Raw genomic sequence first — 26,464 nt, forward strand, 5'->3', positions numbered from 1 at the left:
GTGCGGCTACTGCTGGGTGGGGTCGTTCGCCGCGTCCGAGTCCGCCGCGTCGGCGGCCGACTGGGCGGCGTTGACCTTCGCCTGCTCCTGCTGGAGCGTCGCGGTCTGGTCCGCGTTCGGCGTCGCGCCGACCGACGCGGCCGTGCCCGACGCGGGCGCGGATCCGGCCGATCCGGCGGAGCCACCACCACAGGCGGTCGCGCCCAGCAGGACCGCCGCCGCCAGCACCGAGCCGACTGCGGCACGCGTCAGCGTCGTGCGCACGGACGCGCGTGTCGGGGCGTCAGCACGCCCGGATCGCAGGGGTCGCATGCTCAGCTGGCTCCCTTGCCGTTGTTGTTCGCCGAGCACCAGCTCTGCACGCCCTGCAGGTCGCTCTCACGCTGCTGCAGCGTGGCGACGAGCGACTTGCGGAAGTTCAGCCGGTCCTGGAGGTAGGTGGCGATGGCGGTGTGCCCGGCCTTCTTCGCGTTGTCGACGCGCTGCTCCAGGCGCGCGACCGAGCCCGTGACGTTGACGCCCGCGTTCAGGCGGTGCAGCTCGCGCTCGATGCGCTTCTCCAGCTTGGGCACGCGGACGCAGAGCGCGTGGGCGCCGTCGCCCTTCGGGCCGTGCGCGGCGGGAGCGGTGGCCGCGGTGGTCGAGCTGCCGGTGGAGCTGGCGGTCGCGCTCCCGCTCGCGGCGAAGGCGGGCCCACCCGCGAGCAGGGCTCCGGTGAGGGCCACTCCGGCCACGGCAACGCGTGCGCTCTTCTTGAAACGGATCATGAGACGACTCCTTCGAACTCCGTGGGCTGCTGGACGACCGGAACTGTCGCCCAACCGCTCGCGGAGCATAGGAAGGCACTTTGTGGAATCTCTGTGGTCCGCACTGAAGTACGCCAGTGGCCGCCCAGGGCAGGTACATCGGGAGAGTCAGGTAGATCAGAGAGGCAGCTCCACCGGAGAGGGAGTTACACCGGATACGACGCGGCCTCGCCGGTCGGCTCGCCCAACTCGTCTGTCACGTGGGCTGCTTCGGGGAAACGCCAGCGGGTCATCGACTCGGCGAACGAGCCCTCGAACCACGAGTACCCGAGGCGCGGCGTGACCGCGAAGACCGGCGAGTCGCCGATCACGATCCTGCCCGGGGCTCCGGTCCTGGGCATTGCGTACTTCGCGGAGTAGGCCGCGTCCACCTTCGGCGGCCGGTCGGCAACCGGCACGGGCTCGGCGACGCCCTGGAGCGAGACCAGTTCGGCAGCGCTCTCCAGATGGACGCTGAGGCGGGAATCTGCCGCAAGATTGCGCGCCTTGCGCGTCCGTGCGCCGGTGCTGAACCAGAGGCGTCCGCCGACCCAGACGCCCCAGACGGGCATCGCGTGCGGGCCGGAGTCCGGCGAGGCGGTGCAGATCCAGTAGCTGCGGGCCGTCGCCAGCCGGGTCCGCACCTCCGGCCAGGTCATCGGGATGCGCACACGCTGCGGCGCGGCACTGTTCTCCGCGTTCTCCGCCATGGCTCCAGTCTGCGCAGCCCCCGCCGGTACCGCTCGGGGGCCGTCCACGGCGGCTCTGACCTGCCCATTCGCCACTAATAATGGCCAGCATTACTGTGGATGCATGGCACGTACCCCATCCGACGGCCCCAGCACCCGCGAACGCCTGATCCTCGCGGCCGAGCAGCTCTTCGCGACGCGCGGCGTGGACGGAGCGCAGCTCCGCGACATCGTCGCGCTCGCCGGTCAGGCCAACCCCTCGGCCGTGCAGTACCACTTCGGTTCGCGCGAGTACCTGCTGCTCGCGCTGATGGCCGAGCGGCAGGAACGCGTCGAGGCCGTGCTCGCTCAGCACCAGCCGGACCCGACCGGCCTCCCCCTCGTCGAGCTGCTCGACGCGCTGGTCACCGCCGAGGGCACGGAGCTGCGCACCGAGCGCGGACGTCACTGCCTGCGGATCTCCACCCAGATCAGCCACCGCAGCGGCATCCGCACCCGGGAGCCCCATCCCGGTCTCGCGGGAACCGGCTACTGGCGGCTGATCTGCGAGCTGGAGCGCCCGCTCGACGCGCTGCCGGAGCCCGTCCGGCTGGAGCGCATCGACCTGGCGCTCACCCTGGTCGGCGCCGCCCTCGCCGAACGCGCCCGCCAACTGGCCGACGGCGAGAGCCCCTTGACCGACGAGCCGGTCTTCCTGGCCGACCTCGTCTCCATGACCGCGGCGCTGCTGACCGCACCGCATCCGCCGTCCCGTACGTCGGGTTCGTAACACCCGTGCCACGCCACCCCCGTGCCACGCCACCGGCGTGCCACCCCACGGACGTGCCACCCACCGACGTGCCACCCCCACCGAAGGAGCGCACCATGTTCGACCTCGACGGCAAGACCGTCATCATCACCGGCGGCGCCCGCGGCCTCGGCGCCGAGACCGCGCGTCAGGCGGTCGCGGCGGGCGCCAACGTGGTGATCACGGACGTCCTCGACGAGGACGGCGCGGCCACCGCCGCCGAGCTCGGCGACCGCGCCCGCTACCACCACCACGACGTGACCTCCGAGCAGGACTGGGCCGACGTCCTGACCTTCACGCTGGACACCTTCGGCGGCGTCCACGGCCTGGTCAACAACGCGGGCATCTCCACCGGCAGCTTCCTCGCCGACGAGTCGGTCGAGCACTTCCGCCGCGTCCTGGACATCAACCTGACCGGCGTCTTCATCGGCATGAAGACGGTGATACCCGCCCTGCGCGAGGCGGGCGGCGGCTCGATCGTCAACATCTCCTCGGCGGCCGGGCTGATGGGCCTGGCGCTGACCGCCGGGTACGGCGCGTCCAAGTGGGGCGTCCGCGGCCTCACCAAGATCGGCGCGGTCGAGCTCGGCACGGACCGCATCCGCGTCAACTCGGTCCACCCGGGCATGACCTACACCCCGATGACGGCCGGCGTCGGCATCCAGCGCGGCGAGGGCAACTACCCGAACACCCCGATGGGCCGCGTCGGCGAGGCCGACGAGATCGCCGCGGCCAGTTGCTTCCTTCTCTCCGACGCCGCGTCCTACGTCACCGGCGCGGAGCTGGCCGTCGACGGCGGCTGGACCACGGGGCCGACGGTCAAGTACGTGATGGGTCAGTAGTCCCGGCGTCTCAGAGGTAGGCGAGCACGCCGATCGCGGTGGGCGCGTCGAAGGTGACCACCCACGCGGCGCGCGGTACCGCAAGACGGCCGGGATGCGCGCGACCGGGCCACGAGTGATCGTGGAGACATGGGCGTCATCGTGATGATCGAGCCGCAGGCCGAACACACCCCCGACGTCGAGGGCAAGAGCTGGGTGGTCGGCGGCCTTCGAGCGGTCCACGCCGCCCACACGGCCGTCGACGCACCCGACGATCCGGCCGAGACCACACTCTGCGGCCTGGCCACGACGGGGATGGAGAAGCACAGTTACCACCCGTCGGGTCCGGGGGCGAGCTGGTACCCACCGAACCTCACCCCGTGGGAGTGCAAGGCCTGCTCCCGTGCCCTCCGGGAGAGCTGACGCCTTCACCGGGTGCGCTGCATATACGTGCAGTGCATATGCACAGAACGGGTATGAACTGGGCTTTCTGTGCTGTACCGCAATTGTGATCCGATACCGGGACGGCATGCCGAGTACCTGTGTCCGACGCGTTTCGGCGGGGTGGTTGCCGGGGTAGAGCCGATCTCGTAGTTCGCTGTCCGCGGTACTGCTTCACCTGCTGTTCGAGGACGCGACTGACCCCAGGGGGGCTCATCAGCGAGCGCCCCGCGTCCCGACAGGGAGAACGCCATGGCTCAGGGCACCGTGAAGTGGTTCAACGCCGAGAAGGGCTTCGGCTTCATCGCTCAGGAGGGCGGCGGCCCGGACGTGTTCGTCCACTACTCCGCGATCAGCTCGACCGGCTACCGCGAGCTCAACGAGGGCGAGTCGGTCACCTTCGACGTCGAGCAGGGCCCGAAGGGCCCGCAGGCCGCGAACGTCGTCCGCGGCTGACGCAACCGAGCGTATCGGCGACGCCCGGACCGGAGGATCTCCTCTGGGCCGGGCGTCGGCGCGTTCGCCACCTGTGGCCCAGGAGGCCGGGATGAGGACTTACCTGATCCGGTGCGGGCCGTGGGGCCACATCCTCGACATCCCGGCCGTCTCCGAGCAGTGCCTGTTCCGCATCGACTCGCTGGACGCACTCTCGGTCCTTGTGGCGAATCTCAACGCGGCGGGTGGTTCCTGAATCGGAGTGCGTGAGCTTGGGCCCAGGGCCGCCGTCTTCATTCGCCGTCGCTCAGGTGATCTTCTTGAAGTTCGTCCGAATCGTCACAGGCACGCCCCCGATCGAGAACTCGATCGGCTCTCCGAAGCGGTATGGAACCGCCGAGGTGTACTCGTCACCCTTCGGGGCCTGGTAGAGCACGCACTCACCGGTCAGCACATCCACGATCAGGTACGTCGGGATGCCGCGCGCCGCGTACTGGTTGAGCTTGCGGCCGTAGTCGTTGCCCACGGTGGACCGCGAAACGCTCTCGGCGACGAAGTGCACGTGTTTCTGGTCGACGAATGCATCGCCGGGCCTGAGGACCTCCGCGTCGACCACAAGAACGTCGGGCTCAGGGGTGTACCCGTCAAGGTCGGGAAGGATCCCCTTGTCCCGAGTCACGTGCAGGCCGCTGGAGGACGTGCTCAGTTGCTCCGCCAGCTGACTGCGAATGGAGTCGTCGGCCTCGCTGTGCGCCTCAGTCACCGGGGCCATATACAGGCGTCCCTGATCGAACACGACTTTGACCGCCTTGGGCAGACGCATCGACCGGCGGACGTTACGCAGCCACTGCTCGTACTCCGGATACATGACGCCCATGACGCCTCCTCGCCGACGCTGACCTCATGCCATCGTACTGAGCTGGCCGACAGAACTCGGCCGGTGCGTGGACGCTTTTGTGTCCCGTACCCTTGGCATTTCAAGTCATGGTTCCGCGGTAACGCTTCACCGCACGTCGAGGACCCAGGGCATCACCCAGGGGCACCCGACAACTCATCTGTGCCCCATATCCCGTATGGGAGCAGCATGGCCAGCGGCACCGTCAAGTGGTTCAACGCCGAGAAGGGCTTCGGCTTCATCGCCCAGGACAGCGGCCCCGACGTGTTCGTGCACTTCTCCGCGATCATCGGCACCGGCTTCAAGGAGCTCAACGAAGGCGACATCGTGTCGTACGACGTCGAGCAGGGCCAGCGTGGCCTGCAGGCCACGAACGTCGTTCGCGCCTGACCCGAACCACCACGCCCGGCCCCGACGCCCACTGCGGGTGGCGGGGTCGCTGCGTCTTGCGGGCTTTCATGAGGTCGCACGCGCGACGAGCGCTGCCGTGGCGTCCTTCCGGGGAGGAGCTGTGGCGGCGAAGCACCCCGCCAGCACGATCAGGATTCCGGACGCCAGGAAGATCGTGTCGATCGGCCCGAGGCTGAGGCCCGCATAGTCGGCGTGGAAGTGCGACAGCGCGCTGTTAGCCAGCCAACCGGCGACCACGGCGGAGAGCATGGACGCCAGCTCGTTGATCGGCTTGAAGACGGCGACAACCCGACCGAGGTGGCCAGGCGACGAGGCGAACCAGGCAATCTATACGTTATGCGCTTATGTACATACGAGGAGGTGCGGCATGACGCGAATGCTCATCGACATCGACGATGAAGCCTTGGACGCAGCTCAGAAGGCCTTGGGGGCCAAGACCAAGAAGGAAACGGTCAACCGGGCGCTGACTGAAGCGGTCACCCGCATCAACCGCGCGGAAGCGCACGCCGAACTCGCCCGCCTCGCCGCAGAAGGTGCACTCGACCTCGGCCTGCTCCAGGACAAGTCCGCCTACCGGCCCACACCCCCCACTGGCGGCAGCCGTCAGGAACCTTCCGCCCAGGACGAGTTGGCGTGAGGTATCTTGCCGACACCTCAGCACTCGCCCGGCTGATCCCGGACGTCACCGATACCTATGGCTGGCTGGAAGCCCGCAACGCCGGCCTGGTCGCCATCTACGACATCACGGAACTCGAGGTCCTGCACTCGGCCCGCTCGGCCACCGACCGGGCCGCCGTCCTCCGGCTCCTGAACGCCGCATACGCCTGGACGCCCACCCCCGACGGCGTCTACCGGCGAGCCCGGGAAGTCCAACACCTGCTCACCGACGTCGGCGAACACCGCAGCGCCAGCCCCGGCGACCTGCTCGTTGCCGCCACCGCGGAACTCGCGGGCCTGACGCTCCTGCACTGCGACCGCGATTTCGAGACCATCGCCAAGCACACGGGCCAGCCCACCCACATGCTCGCCGCACCGCCGCTGCGCTGACCGCACCGAACCAAACGCCCGTACGGATGTTACTTCGCCGCGCCTGCAGCATCCGAGACCCGCAATCCACATGCCGAGAGCTGACGAAAGGACGGCGCGTGAATTCCGGCCCTGCCGCAATGAGTTGGAGCGAGGGGCCAGGCGGTGTTCGCGACGAAGCAGGCGCTCCAGCGAACCCAGGCATGGCCAACCTTGCGAGGACGACAGCACGGATGACTGGTGAGTCCCGGGTCGGCGCGCCGCACTCCCACGCTTACCCTCGCTGCGGCTGCGGTCGTGCTGACGCTCACCGCCTGCTCCAGCAACACCCCGGCGAAGCCGCTCATCCGGATGTACAACGCTGGCCACGGGCACCAGTCGACTGCCGAGTTCACCACGAGCGGCCCGTAGACTGTCACTTGGCGTTACGACAGCAGCAGCCGCTGGCGCGGCCGGTTCACCGTCGCCGACAGCAGCGGGCCTGCGTTCGTCGACCAGACGGACATCGGCGGCTTCCGCACGGAGCAGCGGACCACTGCCGACGTGCATCGACTGGAGATCTGCACCCGGTGCGCGTGGACCGTGTACGTCACCCGCGGCTGATGGCGCCGCGATCTCACACGGATCTGATGGTGTCCCAGCCCAGTCGGCGAGACACCCCGTAGTCAGGCAGTCACCGGGACTGTACGGTGCTGTTCGAACGCGCTGTGCCGAAGTTGCTTCACCGCAGATCCGAGGACCCAGGGCGATCACACCCAGGGGTCCGCAGATAGTGCTGACCCCGCGATCCCGAATGGGAGATCAGCATGGCTCAGGGCACCGTGAAGTGGTTCAACTCGGAGAAGGGCTTCGGCTTCATCGAGCAGGCGGGCGGCGGCCCGGACGTCTTCGCCCACTACTCCGCGATCACCGGCAACGGCTACCGCGAGCTCGTCGAGGGCGAGACCGTGACGTTCGACGTCGAGCAGGGCCAGAAGGGCCCGCAGGCGGCGAACATCGTCCGCGGCTGACCTAAGCAACGCAGAAAGCCCCGGCCGCCCATCACGGGCACCGGGGCCTTCGTGCTCAGAGCCGGTCCTTAATGAACGTGGCGAACGCCATGTGATCCTCGCTCGTCCAGTCGCGGACGAGGTCGAACGCTCGCGCCTCGTAGGCGCGAGTCCAGCGGTTAACCGGCTTGAGGTACAGCGCCAGGAGCTTCACCGCGGTGGGCGACAGCTGGGGGGCACATGGGCTTCAGCAACCGCAAGTCGTTCAAGACCGGGCCGTTCCGCGTGACCGCGTCCAAGTCCGGGATGAGCTACAGCGCCGGCGTGAAGGGGATGCGGGTCACCAAACGCGCCAACGGCCGCGTCCAGACCACGCTCTCAACCCCGGGCACCGGGCTGCGCTACACGTCGACCAACGGCAAGCGCACGACCCGCCGCACCGCCAAGCGCGTGGTGGCCGTCGCCCCGAACACCCTGATCGGCATCACCAGTACCACCCCCACCCCGCCGCCCGCCGGTACACGCCCGCTGGTCTTCAAGGGCTACCTGGCCACGGTGACTCTGCACCCGGACCGGATCGAGATCGCCCGCACCTTCGCAGGAAGGATGAACGGCAACCGGTCCGGCACGATCCCGTGGCACCAGGTCGTCGCCGCCGACTTCCGGGACCCGACCATCACGAAGAACGGCTACATCCACTTCGTCGTCTCCGGTGACCCACGGGGCCTGACCAGTGGCGGTAACGGGAACCGGCTCGCGGCCACGGCACGTCAGCCGCACGCGCTGATGTTCACCTGGCAGCAGCGGGAGACCTACCGGCAGCTCAAGGGCATGTTGGAGGCGAGTGCCGCTTTGCGTCTGCAGGTGATGGTGGACCGTGCCTCTGTCGCCTCGGAGGTGGCCAACCTCGACGACCTGCTGCGGCGCGGGATCCTGACGCCGCAGGAGTACACGGCGGCCCGGGAGCGGTTGCTCGGACGCTAGCGTTAGAACGCCCGGCAGTCGTAGCGGCAGTGAGCAACCTGGCGATCGTCGCCTCGTTCACCTGGCATGACCAGTTGCACCTGCCCGCCGCCCGACCGTGACCTGTGCCCTGACTGCCGTGGCTGGGGGGTCGAGCCCGGCACCACCGGGGAGGACCGGCCAGCGTGTACGACGTGCAGTGGGCGCGGCGGACAGAACCCACCCGACCTCGACTGACCCGCCTGGGAGCTACACCCGGCACGTTGAAGATCGGCTGGTCGTCGGCCTACGCCGCACTCAAGGCCTGAGCGCGTCATCGAATGCTCAACGCTTTGTCGGATAAGTCGAGTTGGTCACCCTTGGGCAACGGATAGGCACTACGCGCCAGTCACTTGCCGACCCCCTGCAACGCTGACGGCTTCACACGACCGCCACAAGTAAAGGGGGGCATTCCATGACCACACCACCGCCGCCACCCGGCTGGACCCCGCCCGCGCCCCAGAAGAAGAAGGGCAGCGGCTGCGCCAAGTTCGGATGCCTCGGTCTCTTCGCCATCGTCGTGATCATCGGCATCGTCAGCGTTGCCGCCAGCAAGGACAGCAACAACTCCACGACTGCCAGCAGCGGCACCACCACCACGGTCACCCAGACCACCCAGGCCGCAGCCCCCGCCAGCCCGCAGACGATCACGTACGTCGTGACCGGCGCCTCAGACGCCGATATTCAGTACGGGCCTGCCGGGTCCAACACCCAGGGTCACGCGCCCCTGCACGTCACCCAGCCGATCGGTTCCAGCCCCGCGGCGTACTACTCGATCAACGCGCAGCTGCAGGGCTCCGGGGACGTGTCCTGCGAGATCGAGATCAACGGGAAGGTCATCTCGCACGGCACTGCGTCCGGCGGCTACAACATCGCCTCGTGCGAGGTCATGCAGGACCCACTCGGCGGCGGCTGGCAGGACGCCAACGCCGGCTGAGCAGCAAGAGGCCCCGGCGGGCTTCCGTGAGCTCGCCGAGGGCGAGAGCGTCTTCTTCGACGTCGCGCAGGGGCCGAAGGGTCCGCAGGCCGCGAACGTGGTCCGCGGCTGATCTAGAACAGCACGATGCCCCGCACCAAACCGGGCGGGGCATCACCGCATCTTGAGCGACTCACAGGCCGGGCCTGGTCGCTCGTCCGACGAGCGTGCCGATGTGACCGGGCGTGGGCGCATCGACCACCTCGACCGAGATGTCCCCGAACCCCGCATGGAGCAGGAACGCCCACCAGTCGTCAGGGGTGTAGGAGTAGCGATAGGTGTACATCGCCGGGCCGGCGAAACCGCCCTTGTACATGCCCTGGGGCCCGTAGGCACCCGGGATGGCCGGCGGCTGGGAGAACACGAACACGCCGCCCGGGTTGAGATGGCGGGCGACAAGCGGGAACAGCAGCTCGGGGGCCGTGAACCAGGCCGCGCCGAAAATCGAGTACACCGCGTCGACCATGAGCTCCGACTCGGTGAGATGGTCGAGGACTTCCGCGCAGACGAACTCCACGCCGAGGTGCGCCCACTGCCTGCTGGTCTTGTCGACCATCACCGGGGACATGTCGACGCCTGTCCCCTTCACGCCGCGCTCGGCGAGGTAGGCCAGCGCCCGGCCGGTCCCGCACCCGATCTCCAGCACACTCGCGGGGTCACCGAGTAGTTCCGGACCGGGCGCGGAGGGATGGTCGGCGTACTGAGTCCAGTGGAACGACGGCGTCATGTCGTCACGGAAAGCGCTGTCGGCGAAGGCATCCCACAGCTGGCGTTCATGGTCATAGTTGTGCGGTGCGGACACTGGGCTCGTCCAATCGGTGAGTGGGCGGGGCGGCCCTCCCCCAGGCGGGCCGCCCCGTTTCGATCAGTGCTGGTGACGCATCGTCAGTGGCTGTCCGGGACCTTACTGTCGCACGGCGAGCAGTTGGTGCTGTCGCGGCTCCACAGCTCCTCGTCGGGCTGGAACCCGATTGACTGCAGGAACTCGAAGGTGCGGTTGACGGTGCCGTCGCCGCGGCGCTGGATGAACGGCGCGTGGTGCTTGTAGGCGCCGCCGTTGTAGAGCTCGCACAGGGCGAAGTACACCGGGGTATCCAGGATGACCTGGTGGACGCCGATGTCGACGAGCTTGCCGACGCCGATGTGCACCTCGGGGTGCTCCATGGACGCGAGCATGTACATCACGGCGTTGCCGAGGATGCGCTCGGCCAGGTCGCGGACGGGCACTTCGTCGCGCATGAGCAGCGCGACCTCGCGGTCCCAGATGGTCATGCCGGAGTCCAGGACGTTGATGGAGAGCTGCTTGATGTGGGGCTGCACGGCGTTGAGCAGCTCCTTGGGGTCCCGCGTGCGGGTGGCGACGGGGCTGTCCAGTGTGGCGGTCACGGTGGTGCTCCTTCCGTTGTCGCGGATAAGGCGGTGGTGCTGCCTCCCCGCCGAGGGCTGTCCGGTGAAGGGCTCGGCGGGGAGGGGTCATAGGGGGTGGCGCAGCTCGGCCCACACCGTTTTGCCGCGCGGTTGTGGGACTACGCCCCAGCGGTGGGCGATACGGGCGACCAGGGCCATGCCTCGGCCGTGGATGTCGTCTTGTCCGGCCTGGATGACGAACGGCAGTTCCGTGGAGGTGTCGCGCACGGCGATGGTGACGGTGCGACCGTCGAGCTGGATGGCGACGCCGACGCGGCGGCATCCCGTGTGCCTGACGGAGTTGGAGACGAGCTCGGACACCACCAGTTCCGCGGCGTCGACCAGATCCTGACGTCCCCATCCGATCAACCTGTCGGCGACGAGGCGGCGGGCGTGGCTGGCGGACTCCACGGTGCCGGGCAGGGTGCGCACCACGGCGCGCAGCGGCTGCGTCTCGGGCTCCGCGGTGGTCGTCATCGTGTGAGCTCCAGTCGTCGGGGTTGGCCGCCCGGAGCGCCCAGGAGAGACGGGGGCTCTCCGCCCCGAGCGGCCTGTGACCAGTCAACCGACGCGGGAACGGGCGCGGCAGATCACTCGACCGGACTTTCCACCGGACTTTTGGGGTCGCGGGGTTCGACCTGGTGCCACGCTGGGAGGCGACGCCTTTCGGACACGGGGAGCAGCAGTGCGGCGGTTATCGGACCTGCGGCGCGACGCGAAGCTGACGCAAGAGCAGTTCGTGGTGAGCTTCGGCTTGATGGCGGAGGAGCTGGACGTCGCCGCGTCGGTGACGGTGCGGCAGCTGCGGCGTTGGGAGGGGCCGAATCCTCCCTTGCCGCAACCAACGCAGCAGGTAGTGCTGGAGGCGATGCTGGGTGTGCCTCTGGAGGAGATGGGGTTCGACGTCCCGCCCCAGCGCAGGACCACCGGAGAAGAAGTGCAGCGCAGGCAGTTCGTCATAGATGTCGCCGCCGTCGCGGGCGCGGCCGTGCTCCCGCGTCCCGGTGGTCGGCGGGTTGGAGCCTCCGACGTCGAGCGGCTGCGCGAGACCGCAGTGGGCCTGTACCGGATCGACCACACCCAGGGTGGCGCGGCTGCGCGGGCGCACGCCGTTCGGCTGCTCGGCCGGATCGACCGGAACCTCACTCAGGGCAGCTACCTGGAGCGCGTCGGCCGGGAGCTCCATGCCCTCGTCGGGACGGTGCACAGTCACCTCGCGTGGCTCGACCACGACGGCGGCCAGCCTGCTGCCGCGAGGGCTGCGTGCACGGAGGCACTGGCGTCGGCTCGCCTCGTCGGCGACCGGCTGTTGGAGATCAGGGCCTTGGACGCCCTCTCGCTGTTGGCTGTCGAGCAGGGGCGCCCGTGGGAGGCGGTGGCGGCATCGCGCGCCTCTGGTGACCTTGCCCGGACCGCAGGCGCACGGGTGCGGACGATCGTGTCTCTGCGCCAGGCGCGGGCACTGGGCACCGCGGGCGACCATGCAGCCGCGCGGCGCGCGCTGACGCAGGCCCTGAGATGGCAGGAGCGCTCCGACACCGATACGGACGCGCCGGCGTGGACCGCCTACTCGGGTCAGCGTGAGGTCGATTACGCCACGGCGGCGTGGTACGTCGACGCAGGGCATCCCGGTCACGCCGTGCCGTTCCTGCGCTCCGTCCTGGCGCAGCTCAGCGATGGCTACTCCCGCAACCGCGCCTTGTACCGGGCGAGGTTGGCGGAGGTGCTGCTGGCAGCCGGTGAGGTCGAGGAAGCGTGCGCCGAGGCGATCAGCAGCGCCGAGGCCGCGCAGGGCATGACGTCGGCCCGGCTCGCGGAACGGCTGCGAACGGTGGCAACCGTCGCGGAACAGGTGGACACTGCGGCGGCAAGGGACTGCGTGGAGCGGCTGCGCGGTCTGGGTGTGACGGCTGGGAGGCGAGCGTGATCGACGTGCGGGTGCTGGACGGCACGGAGACGGCGGAGCTGGAGTCGCAGCTGCGCGAGGTGTTCGCAGAGGCGTTCGCCGAACCGCCGTACGGCGAAGGGCCTGCCGACGTCGACCGGGCATTTCGCCGCTTCCGTTCCCAGACGCGCCGGAAGGGCTTCCGTGCCGCAGTCGCGTTCGACGGTGACCGGGCGGTGGGGATGGCGTACGGATACCCGTTGTCGGCGTCGACCGGCTGGTGGGACACGCTACTGGAGCAGGTCCCCGACGCGGTTCGCTGTGAGGACGGGACGCGGACGTTCGGGCTGTTCGAGTTGGCGGTGCGTCCGTCTGTCCGCCGGCAGGGGGTTGCGACGGCGATGCACCGGGCGCTCATCGAGGGGTTGCCGAACGAGCGGGTCATGCTGAATACGCGGCCGGAGGCAACGGCCGCTCAGGCGGCCTACTGTGCGTGGGGGTACCGGCGTGTGGGGGCTGCAGTCCCTTGGGAGGGCGCGGCTGTCCACGACGTGATGCTGCTAGCCCTCGGCTGAAGGGGTGCCATCGGTAGCGACCCCCTTATCCCCAGGTCGTATGCCCCGACCGGGAATCGAGATTGTGGGGCGCGTGGGGCTCGAACCCACAACCTACGGATTAAAAGTCCGCAGCTCTGCCAATTGAGCTAGCGCCCCGTGCGCAGTCCGGAGAAGGCTGGACCGGCCAGAGCGTAGCCTACCCGGTCGGGGTCGGGCTCCTGGGTTGTGGCGGGGCGCGGCGGGTCAGGCCGGGTGGGGGCGGAGGGCGCGGCGGACGGCGAGGAGGGCGCGGGGGTCGAGGGAGGTGGAGAGGTCCACCTCGTTGGCTCCGGCGAAGCCGCGGTCGTGGAGGGCGAGGGCGCCGACGTGGGACGGGCCGACGGACAGGGTGCGGAAGGACCAGGAGCGGCCCGGGAGCGGGGAGCCGGCGGCGGTCAGCAGGCGGGGCGGCTCCGCGTCGAGGTCGAAGCCGAAGCCGTTGAACGGGTAGGCCAGGCCGAGACCCAGCGCCTTGGTGTAGGCCTCCTTGAGGGTCCAACGCCGCACCAGGCGGTCGTTGCGGGCCGGTTCGGGCAGGTCGGCGACCTCCGCCAGCTCCGGGGCCGTGGACATCTGCCGCTCGACGCCGCTGCCGCTGAGCGGGCGGTCGGCCGGTTCGACGTCGACGCCGATCCGGCCGAGGGAGGTGATCCCCGCCAGCATCACGTCGCCGGTGTGGCTGAGGCTGAGGTCGATCTGGTCGCAACCCCGCACGTAGAGGCGCCCGGTGAGGGCCTGGCCGAGCTCGACCGTGCCGGGGGGAGTGCCAAGCAGCCGCGCCACCAGGTGCTTGACCATCAGGCGGGTGGCCACGAACTGGGCGCCGCCCGGGCCGCTCCGGCGCTCGCGGTCGAAGTCGCGGCCGAGGAGACCACGGAGACTCTCACCGTCCTGCTGCTGCCACTGCGCCGTCGAGCCGTGGACCAGGGCGGCGCCGGTGCGGGCGAAGTCGCGCCGGACCGGGTCCCAGGGGCCGTCCGGACCGCTGACCAGGTGGACGATGACGGGGACCGGCCGGGTCATCCGGCGAGCTCCAGGTCGTAGAGGTCGAGGCTGCGGGCCTCGCGGTCACGACGCAGCACCTCCGCGCAGAGCCGCTCGGTCACCTCCTTCGGGACCGGCGGGGTTGACCGTCCGGCTCGGCGCAGCAGCCGGTCCAGGGCTGTGACGAGCCAGTCGAGGTCGGCGAGGAACGGCTGCTCCCGCTCCTCGAACGGGCCGCCGAGGCTGGCCTGTCGGTGGACGCCGAGGCAGCAGACGGCGGCGAGGGCCAGCGCGTAACGGTCCACCAGCGGGAGGGCGAGGGCATCCGCGTCGGCGTCGACATCGGGGGCCGGGGCGGCACCTGGGTCGGGGTCGGGGCCTGCGCCGGCGTCGGCGTCGGCGTCCGGGAGCGCTGCCGCCGCTGCAAAGATCTCGTCGAACTCGTCGCGTAGGGCCACAAGTTGACTGGACAACAGGAGATCGAGCGGGTCGTCGGCGCAGGTGGTGTCGGGCAGGGCCAGGAACCAGGCGGCCAAGCCGTCGTGGCCGCCGCCGGCGGAGAGGCGCTGCGGGTCCAGTGGCGGGAGCGCGCCGTAGGGGTGGAACAACGCCTCCGGCGCGAGGCCGGACCGGGCCGGGTCGGCGGCGATGCCGGGCAGGCAGGGTGCGATCGCGACCTGGCAGACGGCGCGACTGACATGGCAGAAGCTGACCGCGTCCATGTCGCGCAGGTGCTTGGCGAAGATGCCGTAGGAGTCGCCACCGTCGTGGAGGGCTCCGCCCATCACCACCTGGAGGTGGTGCAGCGCCTCCTCCAGCATCGGCGGGACCAGATACGTCGCCACGGCGGCAAGCGCGTTGCACCGCTCCGGCAGCAGGTGCAGCGCACGACCGGCCACCAGGCTGACGCAGTCGCCGACCAGCAGGTCGACGAAGGTCGCCGCCAGCGCGTGGCGGGCGTTGCGGACCCGCGCCAGCGGGCGTCCGGCGACGCCGACCTGGACCGCGAACCGGGCGGCCGTGCGCAGCGCCGTGTCGGCGACGCCGATCAGCATGCCGGGCGCGGCGGCGTGGACCACGGGGTAGGCGCGCAGGCCCTCCTCGACGCCCCGGCCCCAGGTGCCGAGCAGCGCGGCGGCGGGCAGCGGGCAGTCGTCGAAGGCGAGGACGCGCAGTTCCAGGCCCGGGACGGCCTCGGTGGAGACGCGTTCGAGCGGTCGTGCGCCTCCGGCCCGCAGGTCACGCAGCGGTACCAGGAGGGCTGTTACGGCATTCGCCGCGTCGGCGCGGGCGAAGGCGACGAACAGGTCGGCGTCGGCGGCGTTGCAGACCACCTGCCTGCCGCCGCCGAAGACCAGACCGCCGTCGGCGGTTCGGGTGACGGCGACTTCGTCACCCGCGAAGTCCGCTGCGTGGGCGAAGTACTGGAAGGCGACGGCCATCGATCCGCCCGCACGCAGCGTGTCGGCGGTCAGCCGCTGTTGCTCCTCGTCCCCGTTGATCCACACCTGTGTGGCCGCCAGGAAGGAGGTCAGCACGGAGCGGACGGCCAGGGCCACGTCGCGGCGGAAGACCGGGCGCAGCAGCAGGCCCAGCACGTCGACGCCGTCGAGGTTGCCGCCGAGCACGGTGGGCACGAACTCCGCGGCCAGCCCGAGGTCCCGGGTGAGGGAGAGGGCGGCCTTCGGGACCGTGCCCGCCCGGTCGGCGGCCAGCAGCGCGCGGAACCCGAGCGGGGCGGCCGCGTCCCAGGGATCGCCGAACGCCGTCTCGATCTCGGCGAACCGGGCCTGCGCCGCTCGGCGTCGTGCGTGCGGCGCGGCACCGCTCATGGTGCCGCTCATGGTGCCGCTCGCGGTCCAGGTGGGCTGAAGTGTCACGGCATGTCCCTCACTCCCTGGTGCAGGCCCTGCCCTCCGGCACGGACGATGATCCGTTCGGGGGCCGGCAGGCGCGAGTCTGTGGGCGGGACATCGCGCTCCGCTGGGGCGGGGCTGGAGTTCGGCTCGTACACGACTCGTCCGGCTCCCCGACAGCGGAGCGGCCGGTCGGTCACCTACGCGGTAGCAATGAACTCCGGTGCATCACAGTGCAGTTGGGTGGTGCACTCGGCGTAGAGCGCGCGCAGCTCACCGCGCAGGAAGTCCTCCCGGAGCACCGAGCGTCGGACCTTGCCGCTGGTGGTTCGGCGGACCGTGCCCGGTCGGACCAGCACCACGCCCTCCGCGACCGCGCCGAACTCCTCGGCCAGGCAGCGCCGGACCCGGGCCACCAGCTCCGGGTGGCCGCCGTGGGACCGCACGGTGCCGCGCACCTCCTGCACCACGACCAGGTGCTCGCTGCCGCCGCCGACGGCGAAGACCACGGCGGACGCCAGCGTTCCGCCGCACTCCAGCAGTTGGCGTTCGATCTCCTGGGGGTGCAGCGAACGGCCGTCGACCTTCAGCAACTCGCGCTGACGGCCCAGCACATGGAGCTGCCCGCCGAGCAGCGCGCCGAGGTCGCCGGTGGCCAGGAGGCCGCTGCCTCCGGAGTCGGTGCGCCGACCGAAGGTCTCGGCGGTCTCCAACGGGCGTCCCCAGTAGCCGGGGGCCACGGACGGGCCGCCGACCAGGATCTCCCCCACTGCGCCGTCCGGGAGTTCGGCACCCGTGAGCGGGTCGACGACCACGATCTCCACGCCCGGCGCGGGCGCTCCGCTCGCCACCACGGCCCGGCCGTCGGCCGCGACCGACGTGGGCCGGAGCAGCCCGCGTCCCAGCTGGCGGCGGTCGGCGAGGCAGACCCTGTCCCCCGACTCCCGACCACCCGACTCCCGACCGGCGGCGACCAGCAGCGTGGCCTCGGCCAGGCCGTAGGCGGGGCGTTGGGCGCCCTCCGGCAGTCCGGCTGCGGCGAAGCGGCGGCGGAACGCGGCGAGAGTGGTCGCCTGGACGGTCTCGGCCGCGTTGACGGCGGCGTGCCAGCGGGACAGGTCCAGGGACGCCAGCTGATCATCCGTCACCTCCGCCGCACAGCGGGCGTACGCGGAGTCGGGCGCGGCTGCGGTGGTCACCCCGTACCGGCCGATGGCGCGCAGCCAGGCGGCAGGGTCGTCCAGGTAGAGCTCGGGTGGCATCAGCACCGCGGTCGCGCCCAGCCAGAGCGGGTGCAGCAACTGCCCGATCAGGCCCAGGTCGTGGTAGTACGGCAGCCAGCCGCCGATGCGCGACTGCGGGCCGGTGTCGAAGACCGCACGGACCGCGTCCATGGCGGCGGCCAGGTTGGCCTGGGTGATCCGGACGCCGCGCGGCACGGCGGTGGTCCCGGAGGTGTACTGGATCAGCGCGAGATCACCGCCGGAGAGCCGGGGCGGCGTCCACTCCCCCGGGTCCCGCCGGGCCGCGACGGCGTCGACGACCAGGCACGGCACGTCGTGGCGTCCGGCGGCGGCGAGCAGGCGGGAGATCTCGGCGGCCGACTCGGCGCGTGTGAGGACCAGGCAGGCGGCGCAGTCCTTGGCGATCGCGGTTGTCCGCTCGCCCGCCGCGCGGGAGAGGCCGGGCAGCGGCGCGGGGACGGCGACGGATCCGGCGTAGAGGCAGCCGAGCAGGGCGACGACAAGGTCCCGTCCGGGGCTCATGGCGACCAGCACCTGGCGTCCGGCCGCCCGGCGGGCCTGCAGTTCGGCGGCCACCGCCCGTGCGTCGCGGTCGAGTTCGCCTGCGGTGACGCGCTGGTCCCGGCCGTCCGGCCGGACCACGACGAGGGCCTCCCGGTCCGAACGCGTCCGCAGCGCCGCGATGACCTCGGCGACGAGAGTTCGCTCCGCGTGCATGCCATACCCCCATTGCAGGCCGTGCGAGTGATTCTGCGAAGTCTGCGCGCACGGGCTCGGAAGGACCTCGAACGCAACCGGGATTGCGGCTGGACGCGCACTCGTCGGGCCGTGGACAGCGCAATCGGCTGCAACTTCCGGGTGTCACAAGCAAATCCGCACCCCGCTTCGACACGCACGGAAATCCGTTCGCACGCCGCCGAGCAGGGCTCAAGGAGCGTTCGAGCGACGGGCGGCACGGTGGACATCAACCATGCCCGACAAGTCAGGAGACGCCCGATGAGAACCAGACCCGTCCTGCTCGCGGCGGCTGCCACCCTGCTCACCGCAGCCACCACCACCGCGGCCGTGACCACGGCCTCTGCCGCAACCACCCGGGCGTCCGGTGCGGGCTGCCACACCCTGGACGGGCACACCTTCCAGGCGACCACCGACGTGGGCTTCAACGAGAAGATGGCCTACAACGCCGCCGGTACCCAGCTGACCGCGACGGTGACCTCGCCCGGCCCGTTCGGGCTGGCCGTCGGCACCGTGCTGACCGAGAGCGTGTCGACGGCCCAGGTCGCCGACGGCGTCTACACCGTCAGCTGGATCGAGCCCGGCAACTTCACCGTCAGCGAGGCGCAGAACCTCAACTCCGGAACCATGCACCTGTTCTGGACCTACCCCGACAGCTCCGGCAACCAGGTCGGCGAGCAGCACACGGGAACCGTCACCTGCCTGGCCGGCTGACGTCCCGCGTACGCGATCACGCACCACGGTCCGGCCGGGCGACGCCATCAGGGTCCTCCTCGAAACAGAGGTCCGGACCCCCGCCGGGCCGGCGGCCCTGCGACGACGGTGACTGCCCGGTCGATCCGACTCCACCGCAGGGGCGTGCCCGATGAGGGCACTGGCGGACCGATCCCCCTTGCGGACCCATCCTCAAGGAGGCTCCTCCCATGTCCAACAGGTCCAGGCTCACGGTCGCCGTAGGCGACTGGAGCGCCCGGCACCGCAAGACCGCCGTCTTCGGGTGGCTGCTCTTCGTGGTCCTGGCGACGACGCTCGGCAGCATGGCCGGAACGAAGAACACCACCGACGCCGACAACGGCGTCGGCGAGTCGGGGCGTGCCGTGCACGCCCTGGCCGCGGCCGGGCTCGCCCAGCCCGCCGCCGAGTCGGTGTTCATCCAGGCCCAGGGCTTCACCGCCACCGACCCGCGCTTCCACGCCATCGTCGACGCCTCCGTCGCCGCCGTGGAAGCCACCGGCCGCGTCGCGCAGGTGCAGAGCCCGTACACCAGCGGCGCGCTCTCGGCCGACGGCCACTCCGCGCTGGTCGAGTTCGTGATGACCGGCGACCCCGACACCGCCGCCGACCGGGTGCAGCCCGTGCTCGACGCGGTCGCCAAGGTGCAGTCGCAGCACCCGGAGGCGACCGTCGTCGAGTACGGGACCGCCGGTGCGACGAAGGAGTTCAACGACACCTTCAACAGCGACTTCGCGGGCGCGGAGTGGACGGCCGTGCCGCTGGCGCTTGGCATCCTGCTGATCGTCTTCGGCGCGCTGGTCGCCGCACTGCTGCCGGTGGTACTCGCGGTCACCGCGTTCACAGGCGCCTTCGGGCTGGTCGCGCTGACCACCCGGCTGGTGCCCACCAGCTCCGACGCCTCCTCGGTGATGCTGCTGGTGGGTCTGGCCGTCGGCGTGGACTACTGCCTCTTCTACCTCAGCCGGGAGCGCGAGGAGCGGGCCGCGGGCAAGGACCCGCACACCGCACTGCGGATCGCGGCGGAGACCTCCGGCCACTCGGTGCTGGTCTCCGGCCTGACCGTGATGGTGGCGATGGCCGGCATGTTCCTCACCGGGATCGCCGACTTCCGGGCCATGGGCGTGGCCACCATCGTGGTCGTGCTGGTCGCGGTGCTGGGCTCGCTGACGGTGCTTCCGGCGCTGCTGTCGATGCTCGGTGACAAGGTGGACCGGCTGCGCATTCCGTTCCTGGGCCGCCGTCGTCCCTCCCCCGAGGGCGGACGGCTGCTGGCGCCGGTGCTGCGCACGGTGCTGGCCCGGCCGCTGATCTCCGCCCTGGTCGCCACCCTGGCGCTGCTGGGCCTCGCCGTGCCCGTCCTGGGCATGCACACCGCGCAGTTGACGGCTGCTCAGGAACTGCCGAGCACCAACGCCGTGGTGCGCACCGGCGAGCAGATCGCCAAGGCCTTCCCCGGCAGCCCGCTGCCGGCCACCGTGGTGGTGCGCTCCTCCGCGGTCGGCGACCCCGCCCAGACGCAGGCCTTCGCCGCCTTCAAGCGGGCCGCGCTGGCGACCGGCAAGCTGCACGAGCCGATCACCGAGGCCGTCCACGCCGACAAGGGCATCGCGGTCATCTCGGTGACCCTGGACGGCACCGGAACCGACGCGCCCAGCGTCGCCGCGCTGAACGTGCTGCGCGGCCAGGTCATCCCGGCGACGCTCGGCAAGCTGCCGGGCGCCGAGGTCGACGTCGCGGGCGACGCCGCCGCGTCGGTGGACTTCAGCAACCAGCTCTCGCACAGCGCGCTGCCGGTCTTCGCCTTCGTGATCGCGCTGGCCTTCGCGCTGATGCTGATCTCGTTCCGTTCCGTGGTCATCGCGATCACGGCGGCGCTGCTCAACCTGCTCTCCGTCGGGGCGGCGTACGGCGCGCTGACGCTGGTCTTCCAGCACGGCGTCGGGGCCTCGCTGATCGGGGCGCGGACGGTCGGCGCGATCACGTCCTGGCTGCCGCTCTTCCTCTTCGTCATCCTCTTCGGCCTGAGCATGGACTACCACGTCTTCGTGGTGTCCCGGATCAAGGAGGGCCACGACCAGGGCCTGGACACCAAGACCGCGGTCGCCCGCGGCATCGGCAGCACGGCGGGCGTGGTCAGCAGCGCCGCGCTGATCATGGTGGGCGTGTTCGCCATCTTCGGCACCCTCTCGGTGACCTCGATGAAGGAGGTCGGCGTCGGCCTGGCCGTCGCGGTGCTGGTCGACGCGACCGTCATCCGCGGGGTGCTGCTGCCCTCGGTGATGACGCTGCTGGGCGAGCGCAACTGGCGCCGCTCGGAGCGGCACACGGGCACGGTGGCGCCCCAGCGTCCGGCGGCGGGCGAGCGTCCGGGGGCGGGCGAGGACAGCGCGGAGGACGCGGGAGAGCCCGTGGCCGCGGGCTGAGCCCTGTTCCACGCACCACTTCCACTCACCGCTTCCCCACACCGCTTCCGCACGCCGCGCCGCCCCCGTCGTCCTGCCTGCGACGGGGGCGGTTGCGCGCAACCGAACGATCGGTCGTGAATCTTTCACGATCCGGACGTTGGGAACTCACGGTCGACTGCGGTACCTGACACTGTCGCCGCACATCCCCGGAATGTGACAGTCGTGACGTCGGGAATCTCGACACGACGTCAAGCCCGCATCAACAGCGGGTCGGCTCACCACGGAGGAACCATGGAGATCGGGATTCTGGGACCCCTGTCCGCAGAGGCCGGCGGCAGATCCATCGTCCCTAGTGCGGGAAAGCCGCGCCAGGTGCTTGCCCTGCTGGCCGTCTACGCCAACCAGGTCGTCCCCGTCCCCACGCTCATCGAGGAGATCTGGGGCAGCAACATGCCCCGCAGCTCCCTCACCACGCTGCAGACCTACATCCTGCAACTGCGGCGGCTGTTGGCGGCCTCCCTGGGTGAACTGAACCCGGGCGCCGCCAAGGGCATCCTCTCCACCCGCCACCGCGGCTACCTGCTGGAGGTCCAGCCGGGCGCGGTGGACGTGCACGAGTACGACCGTATGGCCGCCGAGGGCCACGCCGAGTTCCAGGCCGGCGACGACGCGGAGGCCGTCCGCCTCTACACCCGCGCGCTGGAGCTGTGGCGCGGGCCGGGCCTGGTCGACGTCCCTGTCGGCCCGGTGCTGGAGATCGAGCTGGCCCGCCTGGAGGAGAGCCGGCTGGGCGTCCTGGAGTGCCGGGTGGAGGCCGAGCTGCGGCTCGGGCACCACTCCGAAATGCTCACCGAGCTCATCGAGCTGACGGCCCGTCACCCACTGAACGAGCGGCTGCACGCACAGTGCATGACGGCGTTCTACCGCTCGGGCAAGCAGTGGCGGGCGCTGGAGGTCTACCAGCGGCTTCGCCGCCGCATCGTCGAGGAGCTGGGCATCGAGCCGTGCAGTGGGCTTCAGCGCCTGCACCAGGCGATGCTGTCCGCGGATCCCGCGCTCGACAACACCCTGCACACCCGGGAACGCCCGCTGCTGGAGCTCTTCGCCGCGTAGCGGCGTTGACGCGGACCGGGGGCGCGGAGCGGGGGCGCCGAGCGCCAACAGGGGCGCGGGGAACTGCGCGAGAAACCACTGATCAGCGGATGGCCCTGCGCGTTCCGGGCTCTACGTCACAGGGTGGCTTATCGCGCAGTTCCCCGCGCCCCTGGTGCTGCAACCACCTGCGGCAGCGAAGCACCGGCTTGTCGCGCCCACGCGGCGGAGCCGCACATCAGCAGAGCCCCGCGCCCCTAGCGTGCTGCAACTTCCTGCGGGAGCGAACAGCAGAGCCTCGCGCCCCTGGTGGTGCAACGTCCCGTCTGCCAGATCTCAAGCACGGTTCAAGGGTGCGCAAGCACCATGGCGGAGCTGCCTCGAACGTACGCGATCGGTATGGCGGCGGAGCAAAGGAGAGGACGGAACGCCGAGGCACTCCCGGGAGGTCGGTCGACATGAGGAGCAACACCGCGCACGTCGGCCACCGCCGGCCGGAGGCCGGCCTTCGCACACCCTTCGGCGACAGGTCCGCGCGCGGCCCTCGCGCGCGCCACGCGCTCTGAGACCACGCTCTCCCCTCCCCACCCCACCCACAGCACCGTCACCGGCCGGCGCCCATGGGGAGAAGCGAACGCCGGCCTCCGAAGGGACTCCTCCTACCATGCCGGACACAAGGCGACTCACCACCGCGAACGGGGTCGACCTCCTCATGGACGCCACCAGCGTCTTCGGTCTGCTCGCCGATCTCGCCACCTGGCCGCAGTTGTTCGACGAGGTGGTGCACACCGAGGTGCTCGAGGACGAGAGCACTCGCCAGCTCGGCCGGATCTGGTCGGTCACCGAGGGCAGGCCGCACGCCTGGACCTCCACCAGGCGGCTGGACTGGGCGCGCCGCAGCATCACGTTCCAGCGGGTGGAACCCGTCGAGCCGATCGCGTTCACCTACGGTGAGTGGCACGTCGTGGACCGCGGCAGTGGACGCTGCCGGGTGCTGCTGCGGCAGGACTTCACCGCGGAGGTGCGCGACGACGAGCAGTACGAGCGGTTGCAGGAGCAACTCGGCGCGGCTGCCGTCGGCCAGTTGCACGCGCTGCGGTCCTCGGTGCACACCGGATCCGGCCATGCGGACCTGCAGTTCGAGGTCCGCGCCACCACCGTGCTGCCGTTCGGCCCCCGCCGTCCGGACGCGATCGCGCAGTTGGCGCGGCCGGAGCTGTGGACGCGGCTGCCGCACGTCCGGTCGGCCGAGGCGCACGGCGCGCACGGGCTGTGGAACGCGGGCGGCCACCGGGTGACCGTGCTCAAGCTCGACCGGGTCGACCCGGACGGCGGGTCGGCGCAGCGACAGCAGATGCAGATCGTGCTGCCCCCGACCACGTTCCGGCTGGACAAGCCGGAGACCCCCGACCCCGAAAAACTGGAGCCGGAACAACTGGAGCCGGAAGAGCTGGAGTCGGACCACCCGGAGCCGGACCACCTGGAGCGGGTCACCCACGAGCTGGTCTTCAAGGAGTTGGACCCGCCGCCCTCGGTCGCCGCGCACACCGGACGCTGGTCGGTCCGCGCGATCGCCGCCGACAAGGCGCTGGTCACCGTGCGGCACACGGTCACGCTCGACGCGGTCGGCGTCTTCGCCCAGTTCGGCGCCGATGTGACCCTCACTCAGGCCAGGCAGCAGGTACGCGACGCGGTCCTGACCGAGGACGAGCTGCTGCTGGACGGTCTGCGCGACCTGGTCGTCCCCGACGCGGAGGAGCCGACGTGAGGCGGGCGGTGCTGCGGCTGGGACGCCGGGCGCTGCTGCACGTCCTGCGGGCGCTGACGGTCTTCGGTTCGGTCGGCCTCTGCACGCTGGTCCCGCCTCACGAGGGCTGGGACGGCCGCTGGGCCGCGCCCGTCACCCCGGAGCGGCGTCGCCGTCTGTGCGGACCGTCCGCCGGCCATCCGGAGCGCCTCTGCGGGAACGTGCCGCTCACCGCGGCCGAGTCGGACCTCGCCGAGCAGCTGGCCGAACTGGCCGACCTCTGGCCCGAATCCGCGCACTGAGCCCACCCGGACCACCGCGGACCACCCCGGACCAACCCGGGCCACCGCGGACCACCCCGTACCTGCACGGCGCGAGCCCGGCTCCAGCGGTCTGCCGCAGTCTGTGGCGGTCCGGGTCTGCGCCGTTTCTGCACGCCCGTTCCGGCACGCCCGCTTCTGCACGCCCGCTTCTGCACGCCCGTCCGTTCCTACTCGCTCCCGTCCTCCGGAGAGGTCCGCATGATCACCGAGACCACCTTCATCCGTATCGTCCGCGACGACCTCAAGCTGCCGCTGAACGGCATCGACCTGACCGACGGCCTGCCCGCCGACGGCGGCGCGGTCGCCTGGGACTCGCTGCACGTGCTGCGTCTGGTCGCCGCCGTCGAGAAGGAGACCGGGCACCGGATGCCGGTCGGCCCGCTGCTGGCGGACAAGCGCCTCGGCGCCATCTTCACCACCATCCAGGGCGCCGTCCCCGCCGCCTGACGCGCCTGACGCGTCACCGCCTCGCGCCCCCTACGAAGGATGCTGACATGACCGACCTGTTGACGGCCCCGGCGGAGTCCGGCGGGGCCGAGGCGAACCCGGGCGCCGGGTTCCCGACCATCCACGCGGCCGTGGCCGCCCAGGCCGCCGAACGTCCCGAGGCGACCGCCGTCGTCTTCCGCGGCAACGCCGTCGACTACCGGACCCTGGACGCCGCGGCCGGCGCGTACGCCGCCCGGCTCGCCGAGTTCGGGGTCGGTCCCGGGGACGTCGTCCCGGTCCGGATGCCGCGTTCGCCGCAGCAGTTTGCGGTGCTGCTGGGGGTGTTGGCCACCGGCGCCGCCTACGCCGCCTTCGACCACCGCTGGCCCGCCGACCGCGTGGCCGGGCTGCTGGGACAGCTCCAGCCCAAGGTGTTCGTCTCCGACGCCGCCGAGGTGGCCGACGCCGCCGTCACGAGCCTGGAGGACGGCGTCCGCGAGGCCATGGCGCGCTGGGAGCCGCCGGTCGAGCCGCTGACCCAGGCGGCCGAGCGCGGCGGTCGTCCCAGCCCGGTGGAGGTCGACGCGACCGACGCCGCCTGTGTCTTCTTCACCTCCGGCACCACCGGCACGCCCAAGGGCGTGGTCTCCACGCACCAGGCCACCACCCGCCTCTTCGGCGGCCCTGACGGCCTCCCCGGCTACGGTCCCGGTGGCGGCACGCTGCAGGCGGCGCCGTGTGCCTGGGACGCGTTCAGCCTCGAGGTCTGGGGCATGCTGACCACCGGCGGCACCGTGGTGATCAGCGAGGACGACTACCTGCTCCCCGGCGTGCTGCGGGACGCGGTCGCCGACCACGGCGTGGACATCGTCTTCCTCACCTCCTCGCTGTTCAACCTCTTCGTGGACATGGACCTGGAGTGCTTCCAGGGCGTCGACGCCGTCTACACCGGCGGCGAGCGGCTCTCGGTGGCCCATATCGAGCGATTCCTGACGGAACTGCCGCAGGCTCGCCTCTTCAACGCCTACGGCCCGGTGGAGAGTTGCATCTACGCCACCACGCACGAGCTGGGCCTCGCCGACCTGGGCACCCCCGGCGGCCTGCCGATCGGCGTCCCCGTCGCCGCCACGGACGTGCTGGTCGTGGTCGACGGCCGCCCGGCCGCGCCGCGCGAGGAGGGCGAGATCTGCATCGGCGGTGCCGGACTCGCCCAGGGCTACCTGGGCCTGCCCGAGCTGACGGTGGAGAAGTTCCCGACGCTGCTGCTGGACGGCCGTCCGATCCGCGTCTACAAGACCGGCGACCTGGGCTTCCACGACGAGGACGGCGTGCTGCACTTCCGCGGCCGGTCCGACCGCCAGGTCAAGGTGCGCGGCTACCGGATCGAGCCCGGCGAGATAGAGAGCGCGGCGACGCGCGTGCCGGGCGTCCGTCGTGCCGTGGTGGTCCCGGTCCCGGGCAAGACCGCGGCCTGGGAGCAGATCGCGCTCTTCTACGTGCCGGGTGGGCTGGACGACGCGCTGGAGGGCGACGTCCCGGCGGGCGCGACCGAGAACGACCCGGCCGGCCTCGCCTCGGCCCTGGCGACCGGCCTGCCGCCGTACCTGGTGCCGGACGTGATCCGGGTCGTGGCCGAGTTCCCGATGACGCCCAACGGCAAGGTCGACGAGAAGGCGCTGCTGGCTCTGCTGGGATGAGACGAGCCACGTACGGAAGGCGCCGCCCGGAGCAACTCCGGGCGGCGCCTTCGTGGTTCGGCCGGGTGGTGA

At 71.0% G+C, this 26,464-nt stretch carries 34 protein-coding genes and 1 tRNA gene; 22 read left to right on the forward strand and 13 right to left on the reverse strand.

Annotated features, from left to right (window positions below; genetic code table 11):
- Nucleotides 1-6: 6 nt before the first annotated feature.
- The 3 genes from ABH940_RS23945 to ABH940_RS23955 all read right to left on the reverse strand — a co-directional run bounded on the left by ABH940_RS23945 (nt 7) and on the right by ABH940_RS23955 (nt 1,495).
- Nucleotides 7-264 carry a hypothetical protein gene (locus ABH940_RS23945; RefSeq protein ID WP_370106138.1) on the reverse strand — a complete coding sequence of 86 codons (258 nt, stop codon included), beginning with the start codon at nt 262-264 and terminating at the stop codon, nt 7-9.
- 50 nt (nt 265-314) lie between these two features.
- Entirely contained in the window at nt 315-767 is a 453-nt protein-coding gene (locus tag ABH940_RS23950) for a hypothetical protein (RefSeq protein ID WP_370070550.1), read from the reverse strand.
- Nucleotides 768-952: 185 nt separating this feature from the next.
- The gene (locus tag ABH940_RS23955; RefSeq protein WP_370106139.1) at nt 953-1,495 is read right to left on the reverse strand and encodes a pyridoxamine 5'-phosphate oxidase family protein; all 543 of its coding nucleotides are present in this window, start codon (nt 1,493-1,495) and stop codon (nt 953-955) included.
- A gap of 103 nt (nt 1,496-1,598) precedes the next feature.
- On the opposite strand from ABH940_RS23955, the gene ABH940_RS23960 reads away from it, so the two are divergent.
- The 5 genes from ABH940_RS23960 (at nt 1,599) to ABH940_RS23980 (ending at nt 4,214) form a co-directional block, all read left to right on the forward strand.
- Entirely contained in the window at nt 1,599-2,243 is a 645-nt protein-coding gene (locus tag ABH940_RS23960; protein ID WP_370070544.1) for a TetR family transcriptional regulator, read from the forward strand.
- A 95-nt stretch (nt 2,244-2,338) separates the two neighbouring features.
- Nucleotides 2,339-3,103, forward strand: coding sequence for a glucose 1-dehydrogenase (locus ABH940_RS23965; protein WP_370070542.1), 765 nt, complete (start codon nt 2,339-2,341; stop codon nt 3,101-3,103).
- A 129-nt stretch (nt 3,104-3,232) separates the two neighbouring features.
- The gene (locus ABH940_RS23970; RefSeq protein WP_370070540.1) at nt 3,233-3,505 is read left to right on the forward strand and encodes a hypothetical protein; all 273 of its coding nucleotides are present in this window, start codon (nt 3,233-3,235) and stop codon (nt 3,503-3,505) included.
- Between the two features lie 270 nt (nt 3,506-3,775).
- Nucleotides 3,776-3,979, forward strand: coding sequence for a cold-shock protein (locus ABH940_RS23975; protein ID WP_370070538.1), 204 nt, complete (start codon nt 3,776-3,778; stop codon nt 3,977-3,979).
- Between the two features lie 91 nt (nt 3,980-4,070).
- On the forward strand, nt 4,071-4,214 hold the full coding sequence (locus ABH940_RS23980) for a hypothetical protein (RefSeq protein ID WP_370070536.1): 144 nt from the start codon (nt 4,071-4,073) through the stop codon (nt 4,212-4,214).
- Between the two features lie 51 nt (nt 4,215-4,265).
- Here the strand turns inward: ABH940_RS23980 and ABH940_RS23985 are convergent, their stop codons facing one another.
- Nucleotides 4,266-4,835: a Uma2 family endonuclease gene (locus tag ABH940_RS23985; protein ID WP_370106140.1), complete on the reverse strand. Its 570-nt coding sequence runs from the start codon at nt 4,833-4,835 to the stop codon at nt 4,266-4,268.
- A 207-nt stretch (nt 4,836-5,042) separates the two neighbouring features.
- Here ABH940_RS23985 and ABH940_RS23990 point away from each other — a divergent pair, with 207 nt between their 5' ends.
- On the forward strand, nt 5,043-5,243 hold the full coding sequence (locus ABH940_RS23990) for a cold-shock protein (RefSeq protein ID WP_370070532.1): 201 nt from the start codon (nt 5,043-5,045) through the stop codon (nt 5,241-5,243).
- A gap of 66 nt (nt 5,244-5,309) precedes the next feature.
- Here ABH940_RS23990 and ABH940_RS23995 read toward each other — a convergent pair whose 3' ends face one another.
- Nucleotides 5,310-5,513, reverse strand: a complete 204-nt coding sequence (locus ABH940_RS23995) for a hypothetical protein (RefSeq protein WP_370070530.1) — start codon at nt 5,511-5,513, stop codon at nt 5,310-5,312.
- A gap of 118 nt (nt 5,514-5,631) precedes the next feature.
- Between ABH940_RS23995 and ABH940_RS24000 the strand changes: the two genes are divergently transcribed.
- The 4 genes from ABH940_RS24000 to ABH940_RS24015 all read left to right on the forward strand — a co-directional run bounded on the left by ABH940_RS24000 (nt 5,632) and on the right by ABH940_RS24015 (nt 7,300).
- Entirely contained in the window at nt 5,632-5,901 is a 270-nt protein-coding gene (locus ABH940_RS24000; protein WP_370106141.1) for a type II toxin-antitoxin system VapB family antitoxin, read from the forward strand.
- A complete protein-coding gene (locus ABH940_RS24005) occupies nt 5,898-6,311 on the forward strand; it encodes a PIN domain nuclease (RefSeq protein ID WP_370106142.1) in 414 nt (137 codons plus the stop codon). The genes ABH940_RS24000 and ABH940_RS24005 overlap by 4 nt, the downstream gene beginning before the upstream one ends.
- A gap of 219 nt (nt 6,312-6,530) precedes the next feature.
- Nucleotides 6,531-6,701, forward strand: coding sequence for a hypothetical protein (locus tag ABH940_RS24010; protein ID WP_370070524.1), 171 nt, complete (start codon nt 6,531-6,533; stop codon nt 6,699-6,701).
- A gap of 395 nt (nt 6,702-7,096) precedes the next feature.
- Complete coding sequence (locus ABH940_RS24015; RefSeq protein WP_042370871.1) at nt 7,097-7,300, forward strand: cold-shock protein; 204 nt, start codon at nt 7,097-7,099, stop codon at nt 7,298-7,300.
- Between the two features lie 55 nt (nt 7,301-7,355).
- Here the strand turns inward: ABH940_RS24015 and ABH940_RS24020 are convergent, their stop codons facing one another.
- Complete coding sequence (locus ABH940_RS24020; protein WP_370070522.1) at nt 7,356-7,493, reverse strand: hypothetical protein; 138 nt, start codon at nt 7,491-7,493, stop codon at nt 7,356-7,358.
- Nucleotides 7,494-7,519: 26 nt separating this feature from the next.
- Here ABH940_RS24020 and ABH940_RS24025 point away from each other — a divergent pair, with 26 nt between their 5' ends.
- The 3 genes from ABH940_RS24025 to ABH940_RS24035 all read left to right on the forward strand — a co-directional run bounded on the left by ABH940_RS24025 (nt 7,520) and on the right by ABH940_RS24035 (nt 9,330).
- Nucleotides 7,520-8,263: a DUF4236 domain-containing protein gene (locus tag ABH940_RS24025; protein ID WP_370106143.1), complete on the forward strand. Its 744-nt coding sequence runs from the start codon at nt 7,520-7,522 to the stop codon at nt 8,261-8,263.
- A gap of 433 nt (nt 8,264-8,696) precedes the next feature.
- Entirely contained in the window at nt 8,697-9,218 is a 522-nt protein-coding gene (locus ABH940_RS24030; protein ID WP_370070518.1) for an MmpS family transport accessory protein, read from the forward strand.
- Nucleotides 9,133-9,330, forward strand: a complete 198-nt coding sequence (locus ABH940_RS24035) for a cold shock domain-containing protein (protein WP_370070613.1) — start codon at nt 9,133-9,135, stop codon at nt 9,328-9,330. The genes ABH940_RS24030 and ABH940_RS24035 overlap by 86 nt, the downstream gene beginning before the upstream one ends.
- Before the next feature lie 60 nt (nt 9,331-9,390).
- Here the strand turns inward: ABH940_RS24035 and ABH940_RS24040 are convergent, their stop codons facing one another.
- The 3 genes from ABH940_RS24040 to ABH940_RS24050 all read right to left on the reverse strand — a co-directional run bounded on the left by ABH940_RS24040 (nt 9,391) and on the right by ABH940_RS24050 (nt 11,141).
- On the reverse strand, nt 9,391-10,059 hold the full coding sequence (locus tag ABH940_RS24040) for a class I SAM-dependent methyltransferase (RefSeq protein ID WP_370070516.1): 669 nt from the start codon (nt 10,057-10,059) through the stop codon (nt 9,391-9,393).
- Between the two features lie 83 nt (nt 10,060-10,142).
- Nucleotides 10,143-10,643, reverse strand: coding sequence for a hypothetical protein (locus ABH940_RS24045; protein WP_370070514.1), 501 nt, complete (start codon nt 10,641-10,643; stop codon nt 10,143-10,145).
- A gap of 87 nt (nt 10,644-10,730) precedes the next feature.
- Nucleotides 10,731-11,141: an ATP-binding protein gene (locus ABH940_RS24050; RefSeq protein WP_370070512.1), complete on the reverse strand. Its 411-nt coding sequence runs from the start codon at nt 11,139-11,141 to the stop codon at nt 10,731-10,733.
- Nucleotides 11,142-11,349: 208 nt separating this feature from the next.
- Between ABH940_RS24050 and ABH940_RS24055 the strand changes: the two genes are divergently transcribed.
- Complete coding sequence (locus ABH940_RS24055) at nt 11,350-12,591, forward strand: hypothetical protein (RefSeq protein ID WP_370106144.1); 1,242 nt, start codon at nt 11,350-11,352, stop codon at nt 12,589-12,591.
- Nucleotides 12,588-13,124 (forward strand): N-acetyltransferase family protein, encoded by a 537-nt coding sequence (locus tag ABH940_RS24060; protein WP_370070508.1) that lies wholly within the window; start codon nt 12,588-12,590, stop codon nt 13,122-13,124. Before ABH940_RS24055 ends, ABH940_RS24060 begins: the two co-directional genes overlap by 4 nt.
- 65 nt (nt 13,125-13,189) lie before the next feature.
- Here ABH940_RS24060 and ABH940_RS24065 read toward each other — a convergent pair.
- From ABH940_RS24065 to ABH940_RS24080, 4 genes are all read right to left on the reverse strand, one after another.
- Nucleotides 13,190-13,262 (reverse strand) — tRNA-Lys (locus ABH940_RS24065).
- 87 nt (nt 13,263-13,349) lie between these two features.
- Nucleotides 13,350-14,168, reverse strand: a complete 819-nt coding sequence (locus ABH940_RS24070) for a 4'-phosphopantetheinyl transferase superfamily protein (protein ID WP_370106145.1) — start codon at nt 14,166-14,168, stop codon at nt 13,350-13,352.
- A complete protein-coding gene (locus ABH940_RS24075; protein WP_370106146.1) occupies nt 14,165-16,009 on the reverse strand; it encodes an acyl-CoA dehydrogenase in 1,845 nt (614 codons plus the stop codon). Before ABH940_RS24075 ends, ABH940_RS24070 begins: the two co-directional genes overlap by 4 nt.
- A 176-nt stretch (nt 16,010-16,185) precedes the next feature.
- On the reverse strand, nt 16,186-17,946 hold the full coding sequence (locus tag ABH940_RS24080) for a fatty acyl-AMP ligase (protein WP_370106147.1): 1,761 nt from the start codon (nt 17,944-17,946) through the stop codon (nt 16,186-16,188).
- A 279-nt stretch (nt 17,947-18,225) separates the two neighbouring features.
- Here ABH940_RS24080 and ABH940_RS24085 point away from each other — a divergent pair, with 279 nt between their 5' ends.
- The 7 genes from ABH940_RS24085 to ABH940_RS24115 all read left to right on the forward strand — a co-directional run bounded on the left by ABH940_RS24085 (nt 18,226) and on the right by ABH940_RS24115 (nt 26,392).
- Complete coding sequence (locus ABH940_RS24085) at nt 18,226-18,678, forward strand: hypothetical protein (protein ID WP_370070500.1); 453 nt, start codon at nt 18,226-18,228, stop codon at nt 18,676-18,678.
- Nucleotides 18,679-18,887: 209 nt separating this feature from the next.
- Nucleotides 18,888-21,122: an MMPL family transporter gene (locus ABH940_RS24090; RefSeq protein WP_370106148.1), complete on the forward strand. Its 2,235-nt coding sequence runs from the start codon at nt 18,888-18,890 to the stop codon at nt 21,120-21,122.
- 273 nt (nt 21,123-21,395) lie between these two features.
- Nucleotides 21,396-22,217 (forward strand): BTAD domain-containing putative transcriptional regulator, encoded by an 822-nt coding sequence (locus ABH940_RS24095; RefSeq protein ID WP_370106149.1) that lies wholly within the window; start codon nt 21,396-21,398, stop codon nt 22,215-22,217.
- A gap of 643 nt (nt 22,218-22,860) precedes the next feature.
- Nucleotides 22,861-23,964: an SRPBCC family protein gene (locus ABH940_RS24100; protein ID WP_370106150.1), complete on the forward strand. Its 1,104-nt coding sequence runs from the start codon at nt 22,861-22,863 to the stop codon at nt 23,962-23,964.
- The gene (locus ABH940_RS24105; RefSeq protein WP_370106151.1) at nt 23,961-24,245 is read left to right on the forward strand and encodes a DUF6059 family protein; all 285 of its coding nucleotides are present in this window, start codon (nt 23,961-23,963) and stop codon (nt 24,243-24,245) included. Before ABH940_RS24100 ends, ABH940_RS24105 begins: the two co-directional genes overlap by 4 nt.
- A gap of 219 nt (nt 24,246-24,464) precedes the next feature.
- Complete coding sequence (locus tag ABH940_RS24110) at nt 24,465-24,713, forward strand: acyl carrier protein (RefSeq protein WP_370070490.1); 249 nt, start codon at nt 24,465-24,467, stop codon at nt 24,711-24,713.
- A 47-nt stretch (nt 24,714-24,760) separates the two neighbouring features.
- A complete protein-coding gene (locus ABH940_RS24115) occupies nt 24,761-26,392 on the forward strand; it encodes an amino acid adenylation domain-containing protein (protein WP_370106152.1) in 1,632 nt (543 codons plus the stop codon).
- The last annotated feature ends 72 nt before the right edge of the window (nt 26,393-26,464 follow it).

This window comes from Streptacidiphilus sp. BW17, from assembly GCF_041262485.1.
Lineage (GTDB): Bacteria > Actinomycetota > Actinomycetes > Streptomycetales > Streptomycetaceae > Streptacidiphilus.

Coding starts and splice junctions, on each gene's coding strand:
- ABH940_RS23950 (WP_370070550.1), bottom strand. CDS start 767: ATGATCCGTTTCAAGAAGAGCGCACGCGTTGCCGTGGCCGGAGTGGCC.
- ABH940_RS23955 (WP_370106139.1), bottom strand. CDS start 1,495: ATGGCGGAGAACGCGGAGAACAGTGCCGCGCCGCAGCGTGTGCGCATC.
- ABH940_RS23960 (WP_370070544.1), top strand. CDS start 1,599: ATGGCACGTACCCCATCCGACGGCCCCAGCACCCGCGAACGCCTGATC.
- ABH940_RS23965 (WP_370070542.1), top strand. CDS start 2,339: ATGTTCGACCTCGACGGCAAGACCGTCATCATCACCGGCGGCGCCCGC.
- ABH940_RS23970 (WP_370070540.1), top strand. CDS start 3,233: ATGGGCGTCATCGTGATGATCGAGCCGCAGGCCGAACACACCCCCGAC.
- ABH940_RS23975 (WP_370070538.1), top strand. CDS start 3,776: ATGGCTCAGGGCACCGTGAAGTGGTTCAACGCCGAGAAGGGCTTCGGC.
- ABH940_RS23980 (WP_370070536.1), top strand. CDS start 4,071: ATGAGGACTTACCTGATCCGGTGCGGGCCGTGGGGCCACATCCTCGAC.
- ABH940_RS23985 (WP_370106140.1), bottom strand. CDS start 4,835: ATGGGCGTCATGTATCCGGAGTACGAGCAGTGGCTGCGTAACGTCCGC.
- ABH940_RS23990 (WP_370070532.1), top strand. CDS start 5,043: ATGGCCAGCGGCACCGTCAAGTGGTTCAACGCCGAGAAGGGCTTCGGC.
- ABH940_RS23995 (WP_370070530.1), bottom strand. CDS start 5,513: ATGCTCTCCGCCGTGGTCGCCGGTTGGCTGGCTAACAGCGCGCTGTCG.
- ABH940_RS24000 (WP_370106141.1), top strand. CDS start 5,632: ATGACGCGAATGCTCATCGACATCGACGATGAAGCCTTGGACGCAGCT.
- ABH940_RS24015 (WP_042370871.1), top strand. CDS start 7,097: ATGGCTCAGGGCACCGTGAAGTGGTTCAACTCGGAGAAGGGCTTCGGC.
- ABH940_RS24025 (WP_370106143.1), top strand. CDS start 7,520: ATGGGCTTCAGCAACCGCAAGTCGTTCAAGACCGGGCCGTTCCGCGTG.
- ABH940_RS24030 (WP_370070518.1), top strand. CDS start 8,697: ATGACCACACCACCGCCGCCACCCGGCTGGACCCCGCCCGCGCCCCAG.
- ABH940_RS24050 (WP_370070512.1), bottom strand. CDS start 11,141: ATGACGACCACCGCGGAGCCCGAGACGCAGCCGCTGCGCGCCGTGGTG.
- ABH940_RS24070 (WP_370106145.1), bottom strand. CDS start 14,168: ATGACCCGGCCGGTCCCCGTCATCGTCCACCTGGTCAGCGGTCCGGAC.
- ABH940_RS24080 (WP_370106147.1), bottom strand. CDS start 17,946: ATGCACGCGGAGCGAACTCTCGTCGCCGAGGTCATCGCGGCGCTGCGG.
- ABH940_RS24085 (WP_370070500.1), top strand. CDS start 18,226: ATGAGAACCAGACCCGTCCTGCTCGCGGCGGCTGCCACCCTGCTCACC.
- ABH940_RS24090 (WP_370106148.1), top strand. CDS start 18,888: ATGTCCAACAGGTCCAGGCTCACGGTCGCCGTAGGCGACTGGAGCGCC.
- ABH940_RS24095 (WP_370106149.1), top strand. CDS start 21,396: ATGGAGATCGGGATTCTGGGACCCCTGTCCGCAGAGGCCGGCGGCAGA.
- ABH940_RS24100 (WP_370106150.1), top strand. CDS start 22,861: ATGCCGGACACAAGGCGACTCACCACCGCGAACGGGGTCGACCTCCTC.
- ABH940_RS24110 (WP_370070490.1), top strand. CDS start 24,465: ATGATCACCGAGACCACCTTCATCCGTATCGTCCGCGACGACCTCAAG.
- ABH940_RS24115 (WP_370106152.1), top strand. CDS start 24,761: ATGACCGACCTGTTGACGGCCCCGGCGGAGTCCGGCGGGGCCGAGGCG.